The sequence below is a fragment of the Priestia sp. FSL R5-0597 genome (assembly GCF_038006305.1).
Lineage (GTDB): Bacteria > Bacillota > Bacilli > Bacillales > Bacillaceae_H > Priestia > Priestia zanthoxyli.
The window spans coordinates 37,584-56,302 of the sequence record NZ_JBBOUZ010000002.1; the positions used below are offsets into that span (position 1 = coordinate 37,584).

An 18,719-nucleotide genomic window follows, 5' to 3' on the forward strand; every position below is an offset into this window, starting at 1 on the left:
CCCCTAAAAATCTTTCTTTGTTGTATATAACGCTCCTAGAGCCAGCGTAATTAATGTAACTACTATAGAAAATGTCGAGTAAGTTATTAGGCTACTTGTTCCATATTCTAAGTTTTGTCCTATAGTCCAAGCTGGATAAGAAAACGGAATAAATTTTTGATTGTTATACTGTAAATATAAAAAGGAAGTAATAATTCCTATTCCAACTAAAAATATACCATTTGAAATCATGATAGACAGAGTACATAAAATAGCAATCATTGCTTGTGTACCTAGCCAGATAGAAAATGAGAAATAAATTACCCCTTTAATAGGAATATTATTAAATCCTAAAATTAGAGCTGAAAGATATAGTAGTAGAGAACCTAATAACAAGCTTAATAAGGTACTTATGTTTCCTACAATCCATTTAATAATAAATATATGTCTTTTTTTTATTGGGGTAGTAAACATAACTCCCCAAGTTCGATAGTTATATTCACTACATACAATTATGTAATAAAAAATTGATAAAAAGATATATAAAAAGCAAGGGAAGAACCCATGATTCATTGCAATATATTCTTTCCAACTTATAGATGTAACTTGTTTCTTATAAAAAAACACGCAGAATTGAACTCCTATTGAAAAGAATGGAAGAAGAAAAATTGCATATAGCAGTTTATTTCTTTTTAATTTATGTATTTCTGCTTTTAAAAGATTGATGTACACTATTCTATGGCCTCACTTTTCCCACTCGTAAGGGATAGGAAAATATCCTCTAGTGTATTTTTTTTCTGATAAAGATGATAAACTCCATTACCGTTATTCACAATAAGTTGATTCATATGAATAATATCTTCCGATGTACCTTTAGTAATTAATAAGTCTCTTTCTTTCTGAATGTTATAACCTTTATCCTTAAGTACTTTTTCTGCTTTTAATATGTCAGTTGTGCCAATTTCTATTTGATAGTCTTGTTGAGAAAATAGGCTGTCCAAAGATCCTTGATAAATTAAATGTCCTTTTTGGATCATTCCTACATGACTAGCCATTAGCTCAATCTCATTTAGATTATGGCTAGATACAAGAATTGTATGCCCTTCATTTTTCGCTAAGTTTTTAATTAATTCTCTAATCTCATGAATTCCAGAAGGATCCAACCCATTTGTTGGTTCATCTAAAATTAATAATTTGGGGTTGTTTAGAAGTGCAAAAGCTATTCCTAATCGTTGACGCATACCTAAAGAATACTCTTTTACTAGCTTATTTTTTGCATGACTTAATCCTACAATATCTAAAGTAGGGAGTATATTTTCATTACTGTTTCCCAACATCTTCTGAATCACTTGCAAATTTTCATATCCAGTCAAGTGGCCATAATAGGCAGGTGAATCAATAAATGCTCCTACTTGTCTTAAAATTTGTTGGCGATTCTCTTTTAGACTTTTACCAAATACCTCAATTTGACCACTATTTGGTGTAATTAATCCCAACAGCATTCGAATAGTTGTAGTCTTTCCAGCACCATTTGGCCCTAGAAATCCATATATTTGCCCTTCATTAATTTCTAAATTCAAATTATTTACTACCGTTTGTCTTCCATAAGTTTTGGTTAAATTATGTGTGCGGATAGCCATTTTCATATGATGAAATTATCCCCTTTCTATTTTATAATAAATTACTTTATTGCTCTAATCTATAAAAGTATTTATACGCATAAATATAGAGTAAAAATACTTTACTCTTCCTCTACATATTCCAGTATATCGCCTGGTTGGCACTCTAAAACCTTACATATGGTATCCAAAGTAGTAAAGCGAATAGCTTTAGCCTTCTCATTCTTTAAAATAGAAAGATTGCTTTTGGTGATACCAACTCTCTCTGCTAAGTCGTTTAAAGAAATTTTTCGCTTAGCCATCATTACATCTAAATTCACTCTGATCATATATCCTCTCCTATACTGTTAATTCATTTTCTTGAGCAATAGCAACCGCCTGCTTAAAGAAAACACCTAAGAATAGAATGAATATAGCAGTGATAAAAAGAAGTTCATTTATTGAATAGGAAACCTTAAAGGACCCATTCGTAATATGGACAAAAGGAGTCATTTTAGCAGCTATATAAACTTTGGGCAAACTACTAGCAAATGATTGTATTAATAAAATGATTCCTATTGAGAATATAGACTTTGTACTACTGTCAACAAATATAAATCCCTTAGATGCATTTTCAAACAAAACTCTAAAATTCCAAAACATCATAGTTACAAAGAACATTACGATAATTGCACATACCATTGTGAATTGTAATAGTTGTACATCCGGTGTATAGTTGTCTAAATTAATTCCAAGGACTCCCTCAGAGATAGCAAAATGAATTCCTGAGATTTCTTTAAGGATTGAAGAGTCAAACAAAATATAAGTTGTTATCATCGCTCCTATTACTGAAGTTGCGAGAAGAAACCAAAATAAACTATTCATGAGATGAAAGAGCACACGATAACCTTTTTTACTGTTCATTAAATATTCCTCCAAAATTTTCTATAGGAATAACTTACCATTTAAACTCAATAAAATCAATAAAAAATTATCGATAAACAATAATTATATAATTTAAATTGACAATTATAAGGACATTTTCAAATTTTAATTAATAAAATATATATTAGAGATAGCAAAAAAGCGCCACCCCGTTTAGAATAGGGTGGTGCTTTTTTCTATTATGAATCAGCATAGTAGTTATATCAATCACTGTCTCTTAGTTACTCTGTATCCCTATTAAAAATGAATACAAGTAGACAGATAGCTCATAAACTTAATATCCGCATGTGTATACTTTTACGGACTGTGTGTGTTGTGATCTTAATGGACTAATATTAAGGTAGCCGTTAAAACAGTGAACAATAAAAAAGCAAAGTTTCTTATTCATAGGATTAAGAAACTTTGCTTTATCTTTTATTTAGGTACTTTAATAACTGTACCATTTACATTGATTGCTTTGATTTTTGATAAATCTAAAGGAGAAGAAGATAGAAATTTAGCTTTAACGCTTTTATTATCACTAAAGTTTTGTAACGAATCGAGTGATTGAATGCTTCCATTTCTCATTTCCACACTAACTTTCATATCGTCAGTATCTTTAAATTGGCCTTTTCCGTATAGTGTCACACCTAGTGATGAAAGGGTCATTTTATTTGCTTCCCAACTGCCAAAGTCTTCATTAAAGATCAGACTTTTTTCGCTTTCTACAGAATGCAATTTAAATGTAGTACTCCAATCACCCTTTGTATAATTACCATTAGATACAAGGTCTCCCATAAGCTTTAACTTACTAAGATCTTTACTATTTACATCAAAAATATATTCTACGTAGTTATTTCCGTAAACAGTTTCCCCTGATTTATCTACTCCATAAGAGATGTTAGAAGAAGCATTTATCTTCTTTCCCGAAGGATCAACTAAATAAAAATCTCCATGGCTATCTATATCTTCATCGGACCACTTTGTTTGAACGTGAAGTTGACCATTCACAAATCCGATATTTGATACATGCATAAATTTTATTTTGGGCAGAGAAAGAATGGTTTCGTTAGGCTTTAAGATTTCTATACTTTCTCCCGTGTCGAGTTGGTCCGTAATTTCCCCACCTCCTCCAGATGTACTATCTGTACTAAGAGAGATTGTATCTACATTTTTATTCTTTAGCTCTGACAGATCAGTATCTATCTTGATTCCCTCATGCTTATACCTTTGGCTAAGGAAAGAGCTTATTCGCAATTTGATTTTTTTATTATTAAAGTTTGTGCCTCCATTTGCTTGAATTCGTAATGTGGCTGTATTTGTATCTTTATCGTAGTTAACAATTTGGCCATTAAACATATGCCCGTCAGTTAATGTGTAATCATAAAGATCCAGCGTTTTATCAAGGCGATTACCTGTTAAATCTTGCATCGTAACGTAAATAACAGCCATTTCGTCGTCGTTCATGGCACCTACAACCTTCATTTTTATTCCTTTATCTTCACTAGTGGTTTCAATAGGTTGAAGAAACAAGGCAATGTCGGGACTAACAAGAGAGAGTAAGTGGTTGAAGCTTGGAAATGTCGCTGCGCCTACACCTGCAGAACCTATAAGGAATAAAACTGCAGCAGCCGGAAATACGATTGCTTTTTTAAACGTTCTTCTTGGTTGCTCTGATTTAGCCTTTTCTACACCTAGTTTGGCTCTCATATGTAATTCTTTTGGGATTTCAATTTGTTCAAGTTCTTCTTTTAGTTTATTCTTCATAAATACCCACGCCTTTCACTTGTTTACGAAGTTTAGCTAAAGCACGATATAAAATAGATTTAGCCGTGCCTAAGGGAATGGTTAATGTCTCAGCTATTTCCCTAAAAGAATAGCCTTCATAAAATCGTAAAATAATAACACTTTTCTCATCTTCATTTAGTTCTTCCACTAATTGATGAAGGGATATTGTAAGGGGGATATCTTCAATGTCTGAACCAATGATTTCTTCGTATTCTGGATGTAATTGAACGACCTTGCTATTCTTTCTTAGATGATCGATTGCACACCTAATAGTAATTTTGATTAGCCATGTCTTAAAGTATTCTGGCTTTTTTAAAGTATCTATGTTTTTAAAAGAACGGTATGCTACTTCTTGAACCACGTCCAAGGCATCGTCTTTATTTTTGACATATACATAAGCCATTCGATAAATATCTTGTTCATATGTCTGAAAAAGCTTCAAAAAGGCTTTATCATTACCTTTTTGAGCTTTTTTAACGATCCTAATAATTGAAATTCATCCTCTCTTCTTTTTCCTTTTATAACTATTAGACAAAGTTACTTGGCATTTGGCTTAAAGTTTTGATAAAAAAATGGATTAACCACAAATTTCTTTAAAAAACGATCCCTTGTATAACAGTAAACTAGCTTCGTATATAATATTCAAAGCTTAATTAATCCATTTTCTGATAAAATAGTAATTAATAGTATTTTTTTATGAAGGGAGCTAATTAATGTGACTGTGAATGTTATTTTTAACCCATTGTTTGCTTCAATGATTCTTGTTACAGGGGTATGGATAGGAAGTACAGCTAATGAGTTATGCGGATTAATAGCGATTTTAGGGGGGGTGTTATTAGGATTCTCTAACTTATTTAAGAATGGGATAACAATTAATAAAAAGGCAAAGGTTTTACTTTTTGCATCTTTTATTTTCTTATTGAGCTTATTCTCATTAACTTATTTAGTTGCATCAGCGCTTATCATTAATTTCTAAAAACCAATGAACAATAAAAAGCTTTGATTATTCAAAATCAAAGCTTTTTTGATGTCTAGAAACGTGATTATGGTAACTAGTTTTGCATACGATACACATAAAGGTTTGTAGTTTTAATCGCTTTTTTTTTATAAACACTTCCGCCCGTAAATCTGTTTAATTCTTTAGTTTAAAAAATCTTTTTTATATCGAATAGCAAGATATATACCTGCAGCAAGGAATGCGAGGGAATATTTAAATAAGAAGAAAATTTGCCACATATAATCTTTTGGGAAAATGAGGTCGCATAAAATGATTCCACACAACATAATAAGGGCACTTTTTAAATTTATTTGGTTCGTTCTTTCGTCAGATACACTCATACCCAATTTTTTTTGAAATACGTATACCAAAATTATTGCGACTATAAGCGATAAAAGTCCAATACCAATCAGCATATTCCAGTTACTATTCGATTGTTCTGTCCAGGCTTTCAAAGGATTGAAAATGGCCTTTTCTATTTTGTCAGTTACCATTTCAGTCACTTCCTCTCACATAATTAAAAATATCGTTAACATCTACATCGAAAAAATTAGCTATTCGAAAAGCTAAAACGAGAGAAGGAGAATAATTATTTTTCTCCATCACATATATGGTTTGTTTGGACACCCCTACAGCGTCAGCCAATTCTTTTTGAGACATTCTTTTTAAAACTCGGTGCTCATACACTTTATTTTCAATGTAGTCACCATTTTTTTCTTTCAATGTAATCACCATCCTTTTTTTGACTACAAATAAATAATACAACAAACTTATATAAAGGTAAAGTAAATTTATACAAAAGATAAATATTATTATACAATTTATGATAATAAAAAGGGTTAGACTCTTAGCGAGGAGTCTATCCCATTTTACATTTTTAATAAACAATATAAATTCTTTCTCACTGTCTATAGCATATTATGTTAACTAAATTTGTTTGCGATATACATAAAAAAGTAGATATTTTGTAAAAGATGTTTGACATAATGAAAATATTACCATATACTATAAATGTAAAATGTTTTTTACATTTTAGAGGTGGGTTGATAAGTATGGATAATCGAATCAAAGAAATAAGGAAATCTAAAAAGTTATCTCAAGAAGCGCTAGCTAATGCTTGCAATGTATCGAGACAAACAATTAATGCGATTGAGAATAACAAGTACGATCCAAGCTTAGAGCTAGCATTTCAGTTAGCAGGGAATTTGAATGTTAGCGTAGATGAATTATTTTTATACAAAAACAGGGGGAATTTATGATGAAAAATGTAAAAAATAATTATGTATGGACTGCCATTATTTTACTAAGCTGCGCTTTTGCAATGTATACGATTTATATAACAGATTTTAAAGATGGAGTTAGATTAGGTGTAACGGGAGTTATAGCAATAGTTTTGGTTATTACTACTTTATGTCAACTTGCTACGTGGGGATTTGATCGACAAATTCAAAAAGATGAGATGGGTAAGAAAATTGCTACGATGAGTGCTAAAAGAAGCTATCATATCTTAACTATAGGTCTTTTCATTCTTTGGATTTTAGATCGTATTGTTTTTGTCAGAAAAAATGATTTTGGAAATATCTCTTTGTTTGCAGCTTTATGTCTGGCATTGGTTATCTTTCCAATTGTTCAATTCTTTTCTGCCAGACGTTATAGATAATGTTTAAAAAGCCTAGAAACACTATGTTTCTAGGCTTTTTAGTTCTTATAGACAGTTTTATGCTAACTAGAAATGTATGGAATATAAATAAAAAAAGCCTTTAAACCTTAAGAGATATATTTAAGGCTTAAAGCAAAGTAAATAGTAAATGAAATAACTAGGTAACAACTGATAATCCCTATTCTTACAGGCTTAGAATATCCTTTTAGCCATCCCCATCTTTTATCGTCGTAATCGAAAATAAAATAGTCTGCAACGACCGACAAAATAATAATGATCCCTACTATTAGCAAACTCATTTTTTATCCTCCATTTTTTTATTCATTAAATAATATACCAAAATTAACAATAAATAACAAAAAACACGCAGAATATCTGCTATATTAATTTCAATTAAACATATATAAATGAAATATATGAAAATATATGGAACTTTTATACAGATAAAGCGTATAAGCATATGGGAGGGGATTTGGATGTTTGGGTTATTTGGAAAAAAGAAAATTGTCATTGATTTTGAAGAAAGATACTACAACCTAACTGATTTAAAGAAAGCTGTAGTAAAACATTTTCAAAACAAAGGAACGACCTGTGAAGTTATTGATACTCACACCTTGCTAGTTGATCATCAGAAATATATGTTATCTGAAAAAACAATAAGCATGGGCGGTGTTCCTTTACAACGAGTCATTTTAAAAGAAGTTTAGATAGCTAGATGTTTCTACATAATGTATTTGTCATTAAATCTATTGGAGGTGTAAGTCTTACTTAGGTAAGACAACTAATTGGACATAATTAACTTGTTATTGGTAGCAGTATTAATTGGATTGACTGGTTTCTTTGTAGCCACAGAATTTGCGATTGTTAAAGTACGAAGCTCTAAGATTGATCAACTTGTAGCTGAAGGTAAAAAGGGTGCTGTGTCTGCAAAAAAGGTCATTACGCACTTAGACGAATATTTATCTGCTTGTCAACTAGGTATTACAGTAACATCGATGGGGCTAGGTGTTCTTGGTGAACCTACGGTAGAAAGGTTGCTAAGTCCCATTTTTATGAAGTTTGATTTAAATGAGTCCATTACACACCTTTTATCGTTTGGTATCGCCTTTATTGTGATGACTTATCTTCATGTTGTGGTAGGTGAATTAGCACCTAAGACATTTTCAATACAGAAAGCAGAAGCTGTCACGTTGTTATTTTCAGCGCCCATCATCTGGTTTTATAAAATCATGTATCCGTTTATCTGGATTTTAAATGGTTCTGCACGAATACTGGTTGGAATGTTTGGATTAAAACCTGCTTCAGAGCACGAATTGGCCCATTCAGAAGAGGAACTTCGTCTCTTGTTAGCTGAGAGCTATAAGAGTGGTGCTATTAATCAGAGTGAGCTAAAGTACGTAAACAATATTTTTGAATTTGATGAACGCCTGGCGAAAGAAATCATGATTCCACGAACTGAGATGATAACAATCTCTGAACATGACACAATTGGTGCATTTTTAGAAATGGCTGCATTGGAGCAGTATACTCGTTACCCAGTAACAACCGATGGAGATAAAGATCAAATCATAGGGATGGTAAATATAAAAGAAATCTTAAGCGATGTTGCATTTGATGACACCTTACGAAACCAACTCATTAGCTGTTACGTTAAACCCGTGATTCAAGTCATTGAATCGTACTCTATCAATAAGCTATTAAGAAAGATGCAAAAGGAACGTATCCACATAGCAATCTTACTTGATGAATATGGAGGGACAGCTGGTTTAGTAACCGTTGAAGATATTTTAGAAGAAATCGTAGGAGAAATCCATGACGAATTTGATTCTGATGAAGTGCTCGATAGGCAAAAAATTGGTGAACATCACTATGTTTTTAATGGGAAAGTATTAGTGAGAGACGTAAATACACTAATGGGAACGAAAATTGAAACTAATGCGGTGGATACGATAGGTGGATGGATCTTATCTCAGAAAATAGACGTTAAGTTAAATGAAGTCCTTGTGTATAATGATTTTGAGTTTATTGTGAGAGAAGTTGATGGGCGAAATATTCAAACCATCGAGGTAGCAAATAAACAGCATTCTTTGAGCGTAGCTAAATAGGAAATAAAAAGACCTTTACAATGCAATGCATAAGAGTCTTTTTATTTCTGGCAACACGTATAAAAGTATACTTTTACCCTCCACAAAATAAAAAGCTACCTCGGAGTGAAGGCGAGGTAGCTTTTAAACAGGGTTATGTTGAAATTTGTAAAAAATAGTCTGATCTTTATTATCGTATCATATTTTCGTGTAAAATCAATTATTTGAACCGTTAACCATAAATTATGAGAACACAAAAAGCCACTGGCCTAGACAGTGGCTTTTTGTGTTGAATGCAAGAAATGAACATAATATATTGCATATACTATGTTTTGTCGTTTGGAATAATTGTAACATAAGGTAAATATTACATCAATGTCGATGTGAGAAAAAAACCTTGATATACCCCGTTGTACAATCACACCTTTTTGTATCGTGAGTAATTTTCTCACTTTGTAGAACAATATTTATAAAAAAGGTTCTTATAAAATATTCATGTAAATAATATCAAAATATCTTAGTTCCTTTAACTATTACGTCTATGGATGAGCATTGTAATGACAATAACAAGAAGCATTACGCCAGCAATTCCCAAGTACGGAAGCCACCATTTTATCGTCTCAATGATTCCCTCGGGTAATCCTTGTTTTTCTAAAAACTTCTCCATATTGTTATCCCCCTAGCTTATTTAATATTATTTTCAACGATAATTTGCTTTGCACTTTGATAAGTGGCAATAAAATATACTGCATATAGTGCTAGAATAATCCCGTAGCTGACAATCATATTCTGAGCAATTGATATTTCAAAGAAAGGCTCTAGTTTATCTAATACTACCCTAGTAGTGAAACTAGAGAGTATTGCTGCCATAATCAACGGCATAACAAAATAAAAAGCGACCTGCTTAAAAATAGACTTGCTAATCATTCCTTTATCAGCACCAATTTTAGCTAAAGTACGATAACGCTCTTTATTATCTTGTATTTCAGTTAGCTGCTGTAGCGATAGCACAGACAAGGTTACAATCAATAGAACTATGCCAAGATAACTGCAAATGAATGCAATTACACCGAAGGTTCCAAAATATGTATCTTTAATTACACTGTTAGTTACATAAAACATGCTTCCGTTTAGTGAATGTTCAATCCATTTATTATTCATAGCTTCATACATTTGACCTTCCGCCTTTATTGATGGAAACTTACCGTTAAGTAAGTAGCTATCTGGTTTAAGTATACGAGCGACTTGATCTGGAATAATTACTGTACCCATATCGTTTGTAATCGTGGAATTTGATAAAGAGATAATATTTTTAAATGGTTTGTCACTTATAGGGGTTAATGTTTTATGTCCCACGGTAAGGGTTCCATTATGTTGTAAAAAATACTTTACGTTTTTTTCAGTACCTTCATGGTTTGCATTTATAATGTATTGACCAGGCTTCAATTGAATCTGTTTCTGTCCAGACAACCTCATCTGCTTGTTAAAATCTGTTTGTGAAACAAAATTGATGTGAGATTTTAGCATTTTTTGCTCTGTTTTAGCTAAATTCAGCTTCTGCTCCTTAAACAAATCTTCATAAGTCATAGTTGTTTTATATAACGTAGTTTGAGCGTAGCTCTTAAGGTTTTCTCTGAGCTTAATTCCGTCACGATCTGCTCGATTTAAAGGTGCATTGTTTTTCTGGTATGGATACATAATTGTAAGGTCAAATGGAGTAGATGCTTTAGCCTGTTTGTTCATAGAGTTCGTAGTACTAAATCCTGTTCCAAGTACGACAAGTGATGTAAATAGAAGTCCACACAGCACAATCATAACTAGAAAATTAGTTTGCATCTTACTTCCTAGTTGTCTAAAAGAGAATGCATTTAAGCCAGTAAAATATGTTTTTTTGTTCCTTTTCATTAGCATAATAATCACACCAGAAACTGTGTAATAAAATAAGATAACTCCAACTACAAGGAGGCCCATTATCCAGGTTAATTTATCTTTATCTAAACCATAAAATAAAAGTGATGTAGTACCTGACACAAGTGATACGAGTGAAAGTAGAAATAATAGCAGTGTAATGGATTTATTGGGAGTTTTTAACTCTTGGTTTTTTCTATTTGCTGTCAAAAGTTCAACAAGTTTAATGTTTATGATTGTACGAGTATTAAATAACATAACAATAATAAAAATAAGTGCAAAGCTTAGAATGGTTTGTTTCATCGCTGCTGCTGAAAACATTAGTTGAAAACCTGCTGCATTACCTACAAATAACTTTAAAGCGACGATTGATATTCCTTGTGATAAAAGAAAACCTATGCCAAGCCCCACCATTAAAGCTAATATCCCTACTAAAAAAGTTTCTCCTACGAATAGTGAAGATATCTTCCATTTATTCATTCCCAGGGACATATAAATGCCCATTTCTTTCTTTCTTCGCTTCATAATAAATTGGTTAGCATAAATGATGAGAAAAGCAAGAATAACTGCGATGAATTTGGATAGTAGTCCTATATATGTAACCAGAGCATCTCCGAACAGTTCCATAGCATAATTTAATTTATTTAAATCCGGCTGAGAAGAGATTGAGTTAAAAGCATAGAACAAGCTCACTCCTAAAGCCAATGTGAGAAAGTATATTGCGTAATCTTTCATACTCCGTCTTACATTTTTAAAAATCAGATTAAAAGTCATCACTTATATCTCCTCCGAGCAATGCTACAACTTCCATAATGCGGTTAAAGAAGGTTTGACGATCGTCACTTCCTCTTACTAGTTCATTAAATATCTTCCCGTCCTTAATAAAGATGATTCTTTTACAAAAACTAGCGTTATATGCGTCATGAGTAACCATTAAGATAGTAGCTTGTTGTTTATTTAATATCTCTAAGCTTTTTAATAACATTTTTGCTGACTTGCTATCAAGGGCACCAGTCGGCTCATCAGCTAATAATAGTGAAGGCTGCGTTACAATAGCTCTAGCTGCTGCAATCCTCTGCTGTTGCCCGCCGGACATTTGATAAGGATATTTATGTAAGATGTTTTGTATATTTAACGCGTTTGCCACGTTATTAATTTCTTCATGAATTTTGTTTTGAGGGTAATTAATGATCGATAATGCTAATGATATGTTTTCGTAAGCAGTCAAGGTATCAAGTAAGTTGTAATCTTGGAAAATAAATCCCAACTTCTCTCGACGAAACTTTGATAATTTATTTCCTTTCAGTGTTGTAATATCGGAACCTTGGACATAAACATGACCTGCCGTCACTGTATCAATAGTTGAAATACAGTTTAGTAAAGTACTTTTTCCACTTCCACTTGCCCCCATAATTCCAAGAAACTCTCCTTTATCAACTTCAAAAGAAATATTGTTTAAAGCATGTGTAATGCTTGATCGGTTCCCATACACTTTTTCAATATTTTCTACCTTTAATAATGCGCTCATTGGATTTCCCTCCCTGTTTTTTTTAAGCATAGCATTTAAAACCATTTTGGTACTATCGTTCTTTCTTACCGCAACATTACCGATTTGTAAGGTTGAGGTCATTACAATTTAATCCAAATTTGTATATAATATTATGTGTGATGTCTATCATTTCAACCTATTAGGATTGCAAAATGAAGGCTACAGTTCACTGGAAACAAATTAAAAGTCGTTCATTTACATATGTACTACAAACAACATTAAGGGATTTTTAAATTGCTATTTAAATTCCTTCATTGTAATTTTGACAATCTTGTAATCACTTAATATGGAGGAAAGGTTATGAAAATATATATAATTGAAGATGACCAAACTATTCGAAACGAACTAATGGATTTCCTTACGAAATATGGCTATGAGTGCAACAGCAGTGATGACTTTGAAAACATTGTAGAGGCATCTTTAGAGTCAAAGTCAAACCTGATTCTTTTAGATCTTAACCTCCCTTACAAAGATGGTTTTCAAATATGTCGACAAATCCGAAAGGTTTCTTCCGTTCCAATTATTGTTGTGACTAGTCGAAATACACCGATGGATGAACTATTAAGCCTTAATATCGGAGCAGATGACTTTATTACAAAACCTTACGACTTGCAAATACTTTTAGCACATATTCAAGCAGTTCTAAAACGAACGAATGAAAGTGCACAAAATGTTTTATTAACCTACAAAGAATTAACAGTAGATGTGTTAAAAAGTAGAGTTATATCTGGTATAGAAGAAGTGGAGCTTAACAAAAATGAATTAGGACTCCTTCGTCTTTTGACACTTAATAAAGGGAATATTATTTCAAGGGAAGAGCTAATGAATGAACTTTGGCAAAATGGAGATTTTGTAGACGAAAATACGTTAAATGTAAATATAGCTAGACTGAGAAGGAAGTTAGAATCTATTGGATTAGAAGGTTACTTATTGACAAAAAGAGGACAAGGATACCAACTATGAGTGCGCTTCAGTTTTTGCAGGAAAAGCAGGTTTCATTTCTTTTAAATGCACTTTCCCTTTGTATTATTTCCCTTATGCTTTTTTTGTTCGACCTTCCTGTAAATTTGATTATCTTAATTAATACCGTTTCTATATTCTTTTTTTTATGTAACGTAATATTTGAGTACTATCGAATGAAACATTATTATGGCCATTTAATGGCCATATTTGAACAGTTGGACGAGAAGACGCTAATTGCTGATATCGTACAAGAGCCAACGTTTCATTCTGGACAGGTGTTTTACAGTATATTAAAGAGTGCTACAAAGGTTATGAACGATCGTATCTCCTCCCTAAAGAATTCTCAACAAGAATATTATGATTACATTGAAATGTGGGTTCACGAGGTAAAAACCCCCATTACTGCATTAAGATTAATCCTAGAAAACCATAGAACTTCTGAAAAGATGCATATGCAAACAGAAATATCTAAAATTGAAGGATATGTTGAACAAGCCCTATACTATGCAAGAAGTAGCACTTTAAACCAAGATTACAGAATTGAGACATTTCCACTCCATTCCGTTGTTAATAAAGCTGTTAAGTCGCTATCTTTGACTCTCATACGTGCAAGTGCTCAAATAAATATGGATCAACTTGATCTAAAAGTTACTTCAGATTCAAAGTGGATTATCTTTATTTTAAAGCAACTTATAGATAACTCTATTAAGTATCAAAGTCTCTCCTTAAAGCTATCTTTCACTGCAGAAAAAATTGCAGGAGGAACTATTTTACGAGTCTATGATAACGGAATCGGGATTAGTGAAGCTGACCTTGGGCTCATCTTTAAAAAAGGCTTCACAGGAATAAACGGACGAAATCGTGCTAAATCTACAGGGATGGGACTATATTTATGTAACAATCTATGTGAGAAATTGGGACTTTCTATAAAAGCAAATTCTCAAAAGGATAAAGGTACTGAAATAAGGATTTTCTTCCCCGATAAGTTAAACACTTTTGACTGAGAAAAAAACAAGAGATTGAAACGTAATTTTATAAATAGCCGTATTAAATAACAAATATGTGTTAAAATTAGTATTCAAACTGATAAGCATAAAGAAAAGGTTATTCTCTATTAAGAGAATAACCTTTTCTTTATCTCTAATTTTACTTATTTCATTTTTCATGCTTTGTCGAGGTGAAAAAGTAGCAAAATAAAAAGCAACCTCGACATGGCGGACGAGGTTGCTTCTTCATGATTCAAAATTAGTGAAGAATCATAGCATAGCACCGCAAATAATAATATCATATTTTTACCATATATACTATATTTTACTTACGTTGCATATGAATGAAAGGTGCGCTTTTTATTCATCTATTTGTCACTCAGCCCGAGGCCAAACGTTGATAAATCAAGGATGTATAAAAAGCTGCATAACTCATAAATGAGACCTCTTTCGAACCCTTACTCTCAGAAGGGTTCTCTTTTTGTATGTGTACGGGAAAGAGACCTTATGTAAACTAGCTTTGTATATGATATTCATATACCTTTCAGAAAATAATACCTTGCATTATTAGGTATTGTAATTTATATTTAAATAGAGAGGTGTAAAATATGGAAATTAATAAAGAAGTACTTAAAGGACATATTGATACCTTAATCCTTTCCCTTCTGGATCTTAGGGATATGTATGGGTATGAGTTAGCAAAATTGGTACGAGAGAAAAGTAGTAATCAATTTGAGCTAAAAGAAGGAACACTTTATCTATCTTTGAAGCGCTTAGAAAAGAATAAATGGATTCAATCTTACTGGGGAAATGAGCAAGGGCCAGGGGGAAGAAGAAAATATTATAAACTCACAGCTTTAGGCAAAGAGGGCTTTGAAGAAAAAATCTTGGAATGGCAATTTGTAAAGAAGATGATGGATTCATTTTTAGAAAGGAATGAAAGAGAATGAAGAAAATCAATCAATTTGTAGATTCGGTTTATTCAGATGTTAGTGGGAAAGAAGCCAAAGAATTGAAAGAAGAAATGAAAACACATCTAATGGAGACTGTTGAGGAGTTAAAATTAGAAGGTAAAACACAAGATGAAGCAATAGAAATTGCTTTATATAGATTTGGTGACGAAAAACAAATTGCTAGGGGCTTGTTTAGCTTGTTTAAGGAGCAAAGTGCGGTAATTAAAAAACTATTTCGCTGTTCTGTTGTTCTTTTTATTATAGGGTTTATCTTCTTAGCAGTAATTTTTACAAAAGATCAAATGATTTCTTCAAAAAATGCTACATCACGCTCAGCAATTCAGCATCTTATTGATAACTTAGGGAGTTCACCTTTGTCACAAATTGATAAAGAAAGAATTATTAATAAGACTGTTAAAGAATCGACAATTGAAGATCTATCTTTATACAAAAAGCCAGAAGGAAGTCCTAGAAGATTTAAAGAATCTCAATTTCCTGATATATACAGTAAAATGGATAAAGAAATTGTGTATGGAAATGAAAGAGTTTGGGATACAGGAATTGAAAATCAGTATTGGTATGCAGAGTTTAGTTATAAACAACTTCCTTACTATGGCCCATTTTACGCTATTCCTTACAGCTTATTTATAGTGGCAGCTGTCTTAGGAATTGTTGCTTTGTTCATAAAGCAACGTTCAAACAGAAAAAAACTACATATTTTAATCCAATAAAAAAGAAGGTGCATTGTGTACCCTCTTTTTTTATTCCTAGAATATGGATTACGTTAACTAACTTTGTATACGATACTCATATCTAATTTTATCTAAAACAGTAAATAAACGGTGATATAATTATTAAGACAAACTTTATTAGGAGAATTTAATTTGAAAACCTATGTAACCACAGTAATTTCCAGTTTAATTGTTATTTTAATAATCTTTACTATTGCAGATTTGTTTGATATAGAATGGCTTCAAGGAAGTACTATTCGTATTCTCCTTACCTTTCCTGTTACTTTTGTTATTAGTTGGATAATTTCTTATATCCAACAAAAAAGACGTCTTAATTGAACGTCTTTTTTTGATTCCGGTAAGGTACATTATGGTAACTGGATTGGTATATTATATTCATTCTGAATCAATACATAAATTTTGATAGAATGTAATTATTAGGTAAGTGATAGTTAGGAGTGCTGTATTTGCATTTAAATTATATTGGGATGTTAGTAGGACTAATAATAGCTTTAATAAATATTTTTGATCCCCAATTTGAAGGGTTTATGCGTTGGGTTATTGTTAGTGTTGGATTATTAGCATGTATACTTCATTTAAAAATAATTTTAGGGAAAAAACGTAATAAAGCAGTTAAGGAAAATGGAACAAGGATTTAAAAGTTAGAAAAAGGATTATCTATGGGACATAAAGTTCCCTTTGTGGTACCTAGAAATGGTTTTATGTTAACTTCGCACACATAAGATCTATACTTACGAAACAGAAAAACTGCCATCGGGGAGGAGGCAGTTTTTCTGTTTTGGATGTTATACAATTTTGGCCGTAAAGAGATACTCCAGAGCGTACGAAGCATCTTGGATAGTTTGCTCGTGTTGTTCTGCATTATTCGTTTTATAAATAAAAGCAGCAAAAACTCCTGACTAACAATCAAGAGTTTTTGCTGAGATAAATGAATGTTGTTCTTTTCAGGTGATGCTTGAAACATCTAAAATAGGCGAGCTTATACTTTTATATTATAATTACCGTTAGATCTCATAGTTGTACCAAATTCAACGTAAGGCACTTTTCTATAGTTTTTTGGATAGTAATATTGTCGTTTGTATTTGGTAAGAAGGACGTGGAGTATGTAAGCAAAGAGGCTGGTGAAACATATAAAACCCACTCCAGAAGCAATTGTATTTATGAATAAGTCATCTACATTAAAGCTTCTGTATGTAAATCCTATAATTGAACAAATACAACTCTTTTTTCCTGCTATTATTAATAAGGTGGTAAGCATACATTCCTCACGATTTCCTTATTACCTAAGGGTTTCTTTTCTGATAATACCATGTATCTTTAATTTTAAATGTATGGCCCAATAAACGTAGAATTGATTTACATTAAGTACCCAAAATGGTGATGTATGATTGTGTTTGACAGATTTTTTTCAACCACACTGTAAACTCCTCAATCATGTTAATTAACTCACGAATGTACTTTTTTTTGTGACGATTAAACTGTTTGTACGTTTCCTCCACTTTATTAAAATCAATCCATTTCTTTAGTTTAATCATAGGAGGGTCGCTACTCAAAAAACATGCGAGTTCTTGCAGCTGATTACTGATACGTAGCCATGTTTCTGTTTTAATTTCTGTCACTTCCGTAGGTTGATACTGTGGCACATACTTGCAAATCGTGGTGTAGAAATAAGCAAAAGCTTCATCAGCAATATAGACCGAGTCTTTATTCCAATACTTTGCATTGTACTCACCTGGCTTTATTTCTACATAATAAGCATTTTCCACTTTCTCCACATTTGTTATCATTTCAAAAGGGGATTCCATAGCAGCACCTCTTTATTTAATAACGTTAGTATACCCTTTTTCACAAAAACCTCACACACTCGTTCCAACAACACATGTTAGGTTTCAGTTTATAATTGTATAGAGAAGAAAAACTTGAACTTATTAGCCCAAGCTCTTTTGTGCTCAAAATAAGTTTTATGTTAAATGGTTCTGTACATCTTACACACTCACAAGACAAAAGCTCCCTATTTCCGTAGGGAGCTTTTTGCTACAAGAATTATCACATAAGTTGATGCGTTGCGACATCTTTGGTAGTTTACTCTTAGAAAAGTGTTTCCATTCAGAAAATAAATTAATTTATGATCTTGATGTCCATTTCTATAAGCATTTCACTTCCCAACAGGAATAGGATTGTATCCATTCAAGTGAGCAAGATCTGTGTAGATAGAAAACGCTAGGAGACTGATACAAATAACTCCACCGATTAAGAAAAACAGATAATTGAAAAATAGTTTCATCTATAAGTCATTCCTTCCAACTAAAAAAGCACCTTCTCTTTAAGGTGCTTTTTTAGCTCTTATCATCAATACTTTACATTGTAATTTTGAAGCATTACTCATTCTTGAGTAGCTTGCTCTCTACAAGATATTTCTATTCAAAAATAGAAATATCTTTTTAAATCGTTAAAACAAAAAAACTCTCAGTTGAGGATATCCCAAGAGTTTTTTTGCTTATAACGAAATACTTTAAGTTAAAACGTATAGAGACTTTATGCCATCATAAGTATCATGCTCAAGTATCAATGAAATTAT

Annotated in this window: 23 protein-coding genes; 10 read left to right on the top strand and 13 right to left on the bottom strand. The window is 32.0% G+C overall.

Translation table 11 applies throughout. The annotated features are described in order from the left end of the window. Positions 1 to 3: 3 nt before the first annotated feature. From MKX72_RS26880 to MKX72_RS26905, 6 genes are all read right to left on the bottom strand, one after another. Positions 4 to 711, bottom strand: coding sequence for an ABC transporter permease (locus MKX72_RS26880; RefSeq protein ID WP_186808560.1), 708 nt, complete (start codon positions 709 to 711; stop codon positions 4 to 6). Beyond that, positions 711 to 1,625, bottom strand: coding sequence for an ABC transporter ATP-binding protein (locus MKX72_RS26885; protein WP_155008819.1), 915 nt, complete (start codon positions 1,623 to 1,625; stop codon positions 711 to 713). Before MKX72_RS26885 ends, MKX72_RS26880 begins: the two co-directional genes overlap by 1 nt. 95 nt (positions 1,626 to 1,720) lie before the next feature. Next, positions 1,721 to 1,927 carry a helix-turn-helix domain-containing protein gene (locus MKX72_RS26890; RefSeq protein WP_155008820.1) on the bottom strand — a complete coding sequence of 69 codons (207 nt, stop codon included), beginning with the start codon at positions 1,925 to 1,927 and terminating at the stop codon, positions 1,721 to 1,723. A gap of 10 nt (positions 1,928 to 1,937) precedes the next feature. Further along, positions 1,938 to 2,501, bottom strand: coding sequence for a DUF2975 domain-containing protein (locus tag MKX72_RS26895; protein ID WP_155008821.1), 564 nt, complete (start codon positions 2,499 to 2,501; stop codon positions 1,938 to 1,940). Between the two features lie 435 nt (positions 2,502 to 2,936). After that, complete coding sequence (locus MKX72_RS26900) at positions 2,937 to 4,268, bottom strand: DUF4179 domain-containing protein (RefSeq protein WP_155008822.1); 1,332 nt, start codon at positions 4,266 to 4,268, stop codon at positions 2,937 to 2,939. Then, positions 4,258 to 4,785, bottom strand: coding sequence for an RNA polymerase sigma factor (locus tag MKX72_RS26905; protein WP_098113904.1), 528 nt, complete (start codon positions 4,783 to 4,785; stop codon positions 4,258 to 4,260). The genes MKX72_RS26900 and MKX72_RS26905 overlap by 11 nt, the downstream gene beginning before the upstream one ends. A gap of 219 nt (positions 4,786 to 5,004) precedes the next feature. Between MKX72_RS26905 and MKX72_RS26910 the strand changes: the two genes are divergently transcribed. Then, positions 5,005 to 5,265, top strand: coding sequence for a hypothetical protein (locus MKX72_RS26910; RefSeq protein WP_155008823.1), 261 nt, complete (start codon positions 5,005 to 5,007; stop codon positions 5,263 to 5,265). 164 nt (positions 5,266 to 5,429) lie between these two features. Here the strand turns inward: MKX72_RS26910 and MKX72_RS26915 are convergent, their stop codons facing one another. Next, on the bottom strand, positions 5,430 to 5,780 hold the full coding sequence (locus tag MKX72_RS26915) for a DUF2178 domain-containing protein (protein ID WP_098113902.1): 351 nt from the start codon (positions 5,778 to 5,780) through the stop codon (positions 5,430 to 5,432). A 1-nt stretch (position 5,781) separates the two neighbouring features. Next, on the bottom strand, positions 5,782 to 6,009 hold the full coding sequence (locus tag MKX72_RS26920; protein WP_155008824.1) for a helix-turn-helix transcriptional regulator: 228 nt from the start codon (positions 6,007 to 6,009) through the stop codon (positions 5,782 to 5,784). A 329-nt stretch (positions 6,010 to 6,338) separates the two neighbouring features. Between MKX72_RS26920 and MKX72_RS26925 the strand changes: the two genes are divergently transcribed. Continuing rightward, entirely contained in the window at positions 6,339 to 6,545 is a 207-nt protein-coding gene (locus tag MKX72_RS26925; RefSeq protein WP_098113900.1) for a helix-turn-helix transcriptional regulator, read from the top strand. Beyond that, a complete protein-coding gene (locus MKX72_RS26930) occupies positions 6,545 to 6,946 on the top strand; it encodes a hypothetical protein (protein WP_098113899.1) in 402 nt (133 codons plus the stop codon). Before MKX72_RS26925 ends, MKX72_RS26930 begins: the two co-directional genes overlap by 1 nt. Before the next feature lie 107 nt (positions 6,947 to 7,053). Here MKX72_RS26930 and MKX72_RS26935 read toward each other — a convergent pair whose 3' ends face one another. Beyond that, on the bottom strand, positions 7,054 to 7,245 hold the full coding sequence (locus MKX72_RS26935; RefSeq protein WP_057240453.1) for a hypothetical protein: 192 nt from the start codon (positions 7,243 to 7,245) through the stop codon (positions 7,054 to 7,056). A 177-nt stretch (positions 7,246 to 7,422) separates the two neighbouring features. On the opposite strand from MKX72_RS26935, the gene MKX72_RS26940 reads away from it, so the two are divergent. Together MKX72_RS26940 and MKX72_RS26945 are read left to right on the top strand one after the other, a co-directional pair. Next, on the top strand, positions 7,423 to 7,653 hold the full coding sequence (locus MKX72_RS26940; RefSeq protein ID WP_098113898.1) for a hypothetical protein: 231 nt from the start codon (positions 7,423 to 7,425) through the stop codon (positions 7,651 to 7,653). A gap of 78 nt (positions 7,654 to 7,731) precedes the next feature. Continuing rightward, positions 7,732 to 9,051, top strand: coding sequence for a hemolysin family protein (locus tag MKX72_RS26945; protein WP_098113897.1), 1,320 nt, complete (start codon positions 7,732 to 7,734; stop codon positions 9,049 to 9,051). Positions 9,052 to 9,556: 505 nt separating this feature from the next. Here MKX72_RS26945 and MKX72_RS26950 read toward each other — a convergent pair. The 3 genes from MKX72_RS26950 to MKX72_RS26960 are packed head-to-tail and all read right to left on the bottom strand — an operon-like array spanning position 9,557 to position 12,466. After that, positions 9,557 to 9,697 carry a hypothetical protein gene (locus tag MKX72_RS26950; RefSeq protein ID WP_176521464.1) on the bottom strand — a complete coding sequence of 47 codons (141 nt, stop codon included), beginning with the start codon at positions 9,695 to 9,697 and terminating at the stop codon, positions 9,557 to 9,559. Between the two features lie 17 nt (positions 9,698 to 9,714). Then, a complete protein-coding gene (locus tag MKX72_RS26955) occupies positions 9,715 to 11,712 on the bottom strand; it encodes an FtsX-like permease family protein (protein WP_235918801.1) in 1,998 nt (665 codons plus the stop codon). Next, positions 11,702 to 12,466 (bottom strand): ABC transporter ATP-binding protein, encoded by a 765-nt coding sequence (locus MKX72_RS26960; RefSeq protein ID WP_155008826.1) that lies wholly within the window; start codon positions 12,464 to 12,466, stop codon positions 11,702 to 11,704. The genes MKX72_RS26955 and MKX72_RS26960 overlap by 11 nt, the downstream gene beginning before the upstream one ends. Positions 12,467 to 12,787: 321 nt before the next feature. Here MKX72_RS26960 and MKX72_RS26965 point away from each other — a divergent pair, with 321 nt between their 5' ends. The 5 genes from MKX72_RS26965 to MKX72_RS26985 all read left to right on the top strand — a co-directional run bounded on the left by MKX72_RS26965 (position 12,788) and on the right by MKX72_RS26985 (position 16,779). After that, positions 12,788 to 13,450 carry a response regulator transcription factor gene (locus tag MKX72_RS26965; protein ID WP_098113894.1) on the top strand — a complete coding sequence of 221 codons (663 nt, stop codon included), beginning with the start codon at positions 12,788 to 12,790 and terminating at the stop codon, positions 13,448 to 13,450. Then, positions 13,447 to 14,454 carry a sensor histidine kinase gene (locus MKX72_RS26970; RefSeq protein ID WP_155008827.1) on the top strand — a complete coding sequence of 336 codons (1,008 nt, stop codon included), beginning with the start codon at positions 13,447 to 13,449 and terminating at the stop codon, positions 14,452 to 14,454. The genes MKX72_RS26965 and MKX72_RS26970 overlap by 4 nt, the downstream gene beginning before the upstream one ends. A 590-nt stretch (positions 14,455 to 15,044) precedes the next feature. Then, positions 15,045 to 15,386, top strand: a complete 342-nt coding sequence (locus MKX72_RS26975; RefSeq protein ID WP_155008828.1) for a PadR family transcriptional regulator — start codon at positions 15,045 to 15,047, stop codon at positions 15,384 to 15,386. After that, positions 15,383 to 16,120, top strand: a complete 738-nt coding sequence (locus tag MKX72_RS26980; RefSeq protein ID WP_186808561.1) for a permease prefix domain 1-containing protein — start codon at positions 15,383 to 15,385, stop codon at positions 16,118 to 16,120. Before MKX72_RS26975 ends, MKX72_RS26980 begins: the two co-directional genes overlap by 4 nt. A gap of 467 nt (positions 16,121 to 16,587) precedes the next feature. After that, on the top strand, positions 16,588 to 16,779 hold the full coding sequence (locus tag MKX72_RS26985; protein ID WP_340760982.1) for a hypothetical protein: 192 nt from the start codon (positions 16,588 to 16,590) through the stop codon (positions 16,777 to 16,779). Between the two features lie 723 nt (positions 16,780 to 17,502). Here MKX72_RS26985 and MKX72_RS26990 read toward each other — a convergent pair. Beyond that, positions 17,503 to 17,946, bottom strand: coding sequence for a hypothetical protein (locus tag MKX72_RS26990; protein ID WP_098113479.1), 444 nt, complete (start codon positions 17,944 to 17,946; stop codon positions 17,503 to 17,505). Positions 17,947 to 18,719 lie beyond the last annotated feature (773 nt).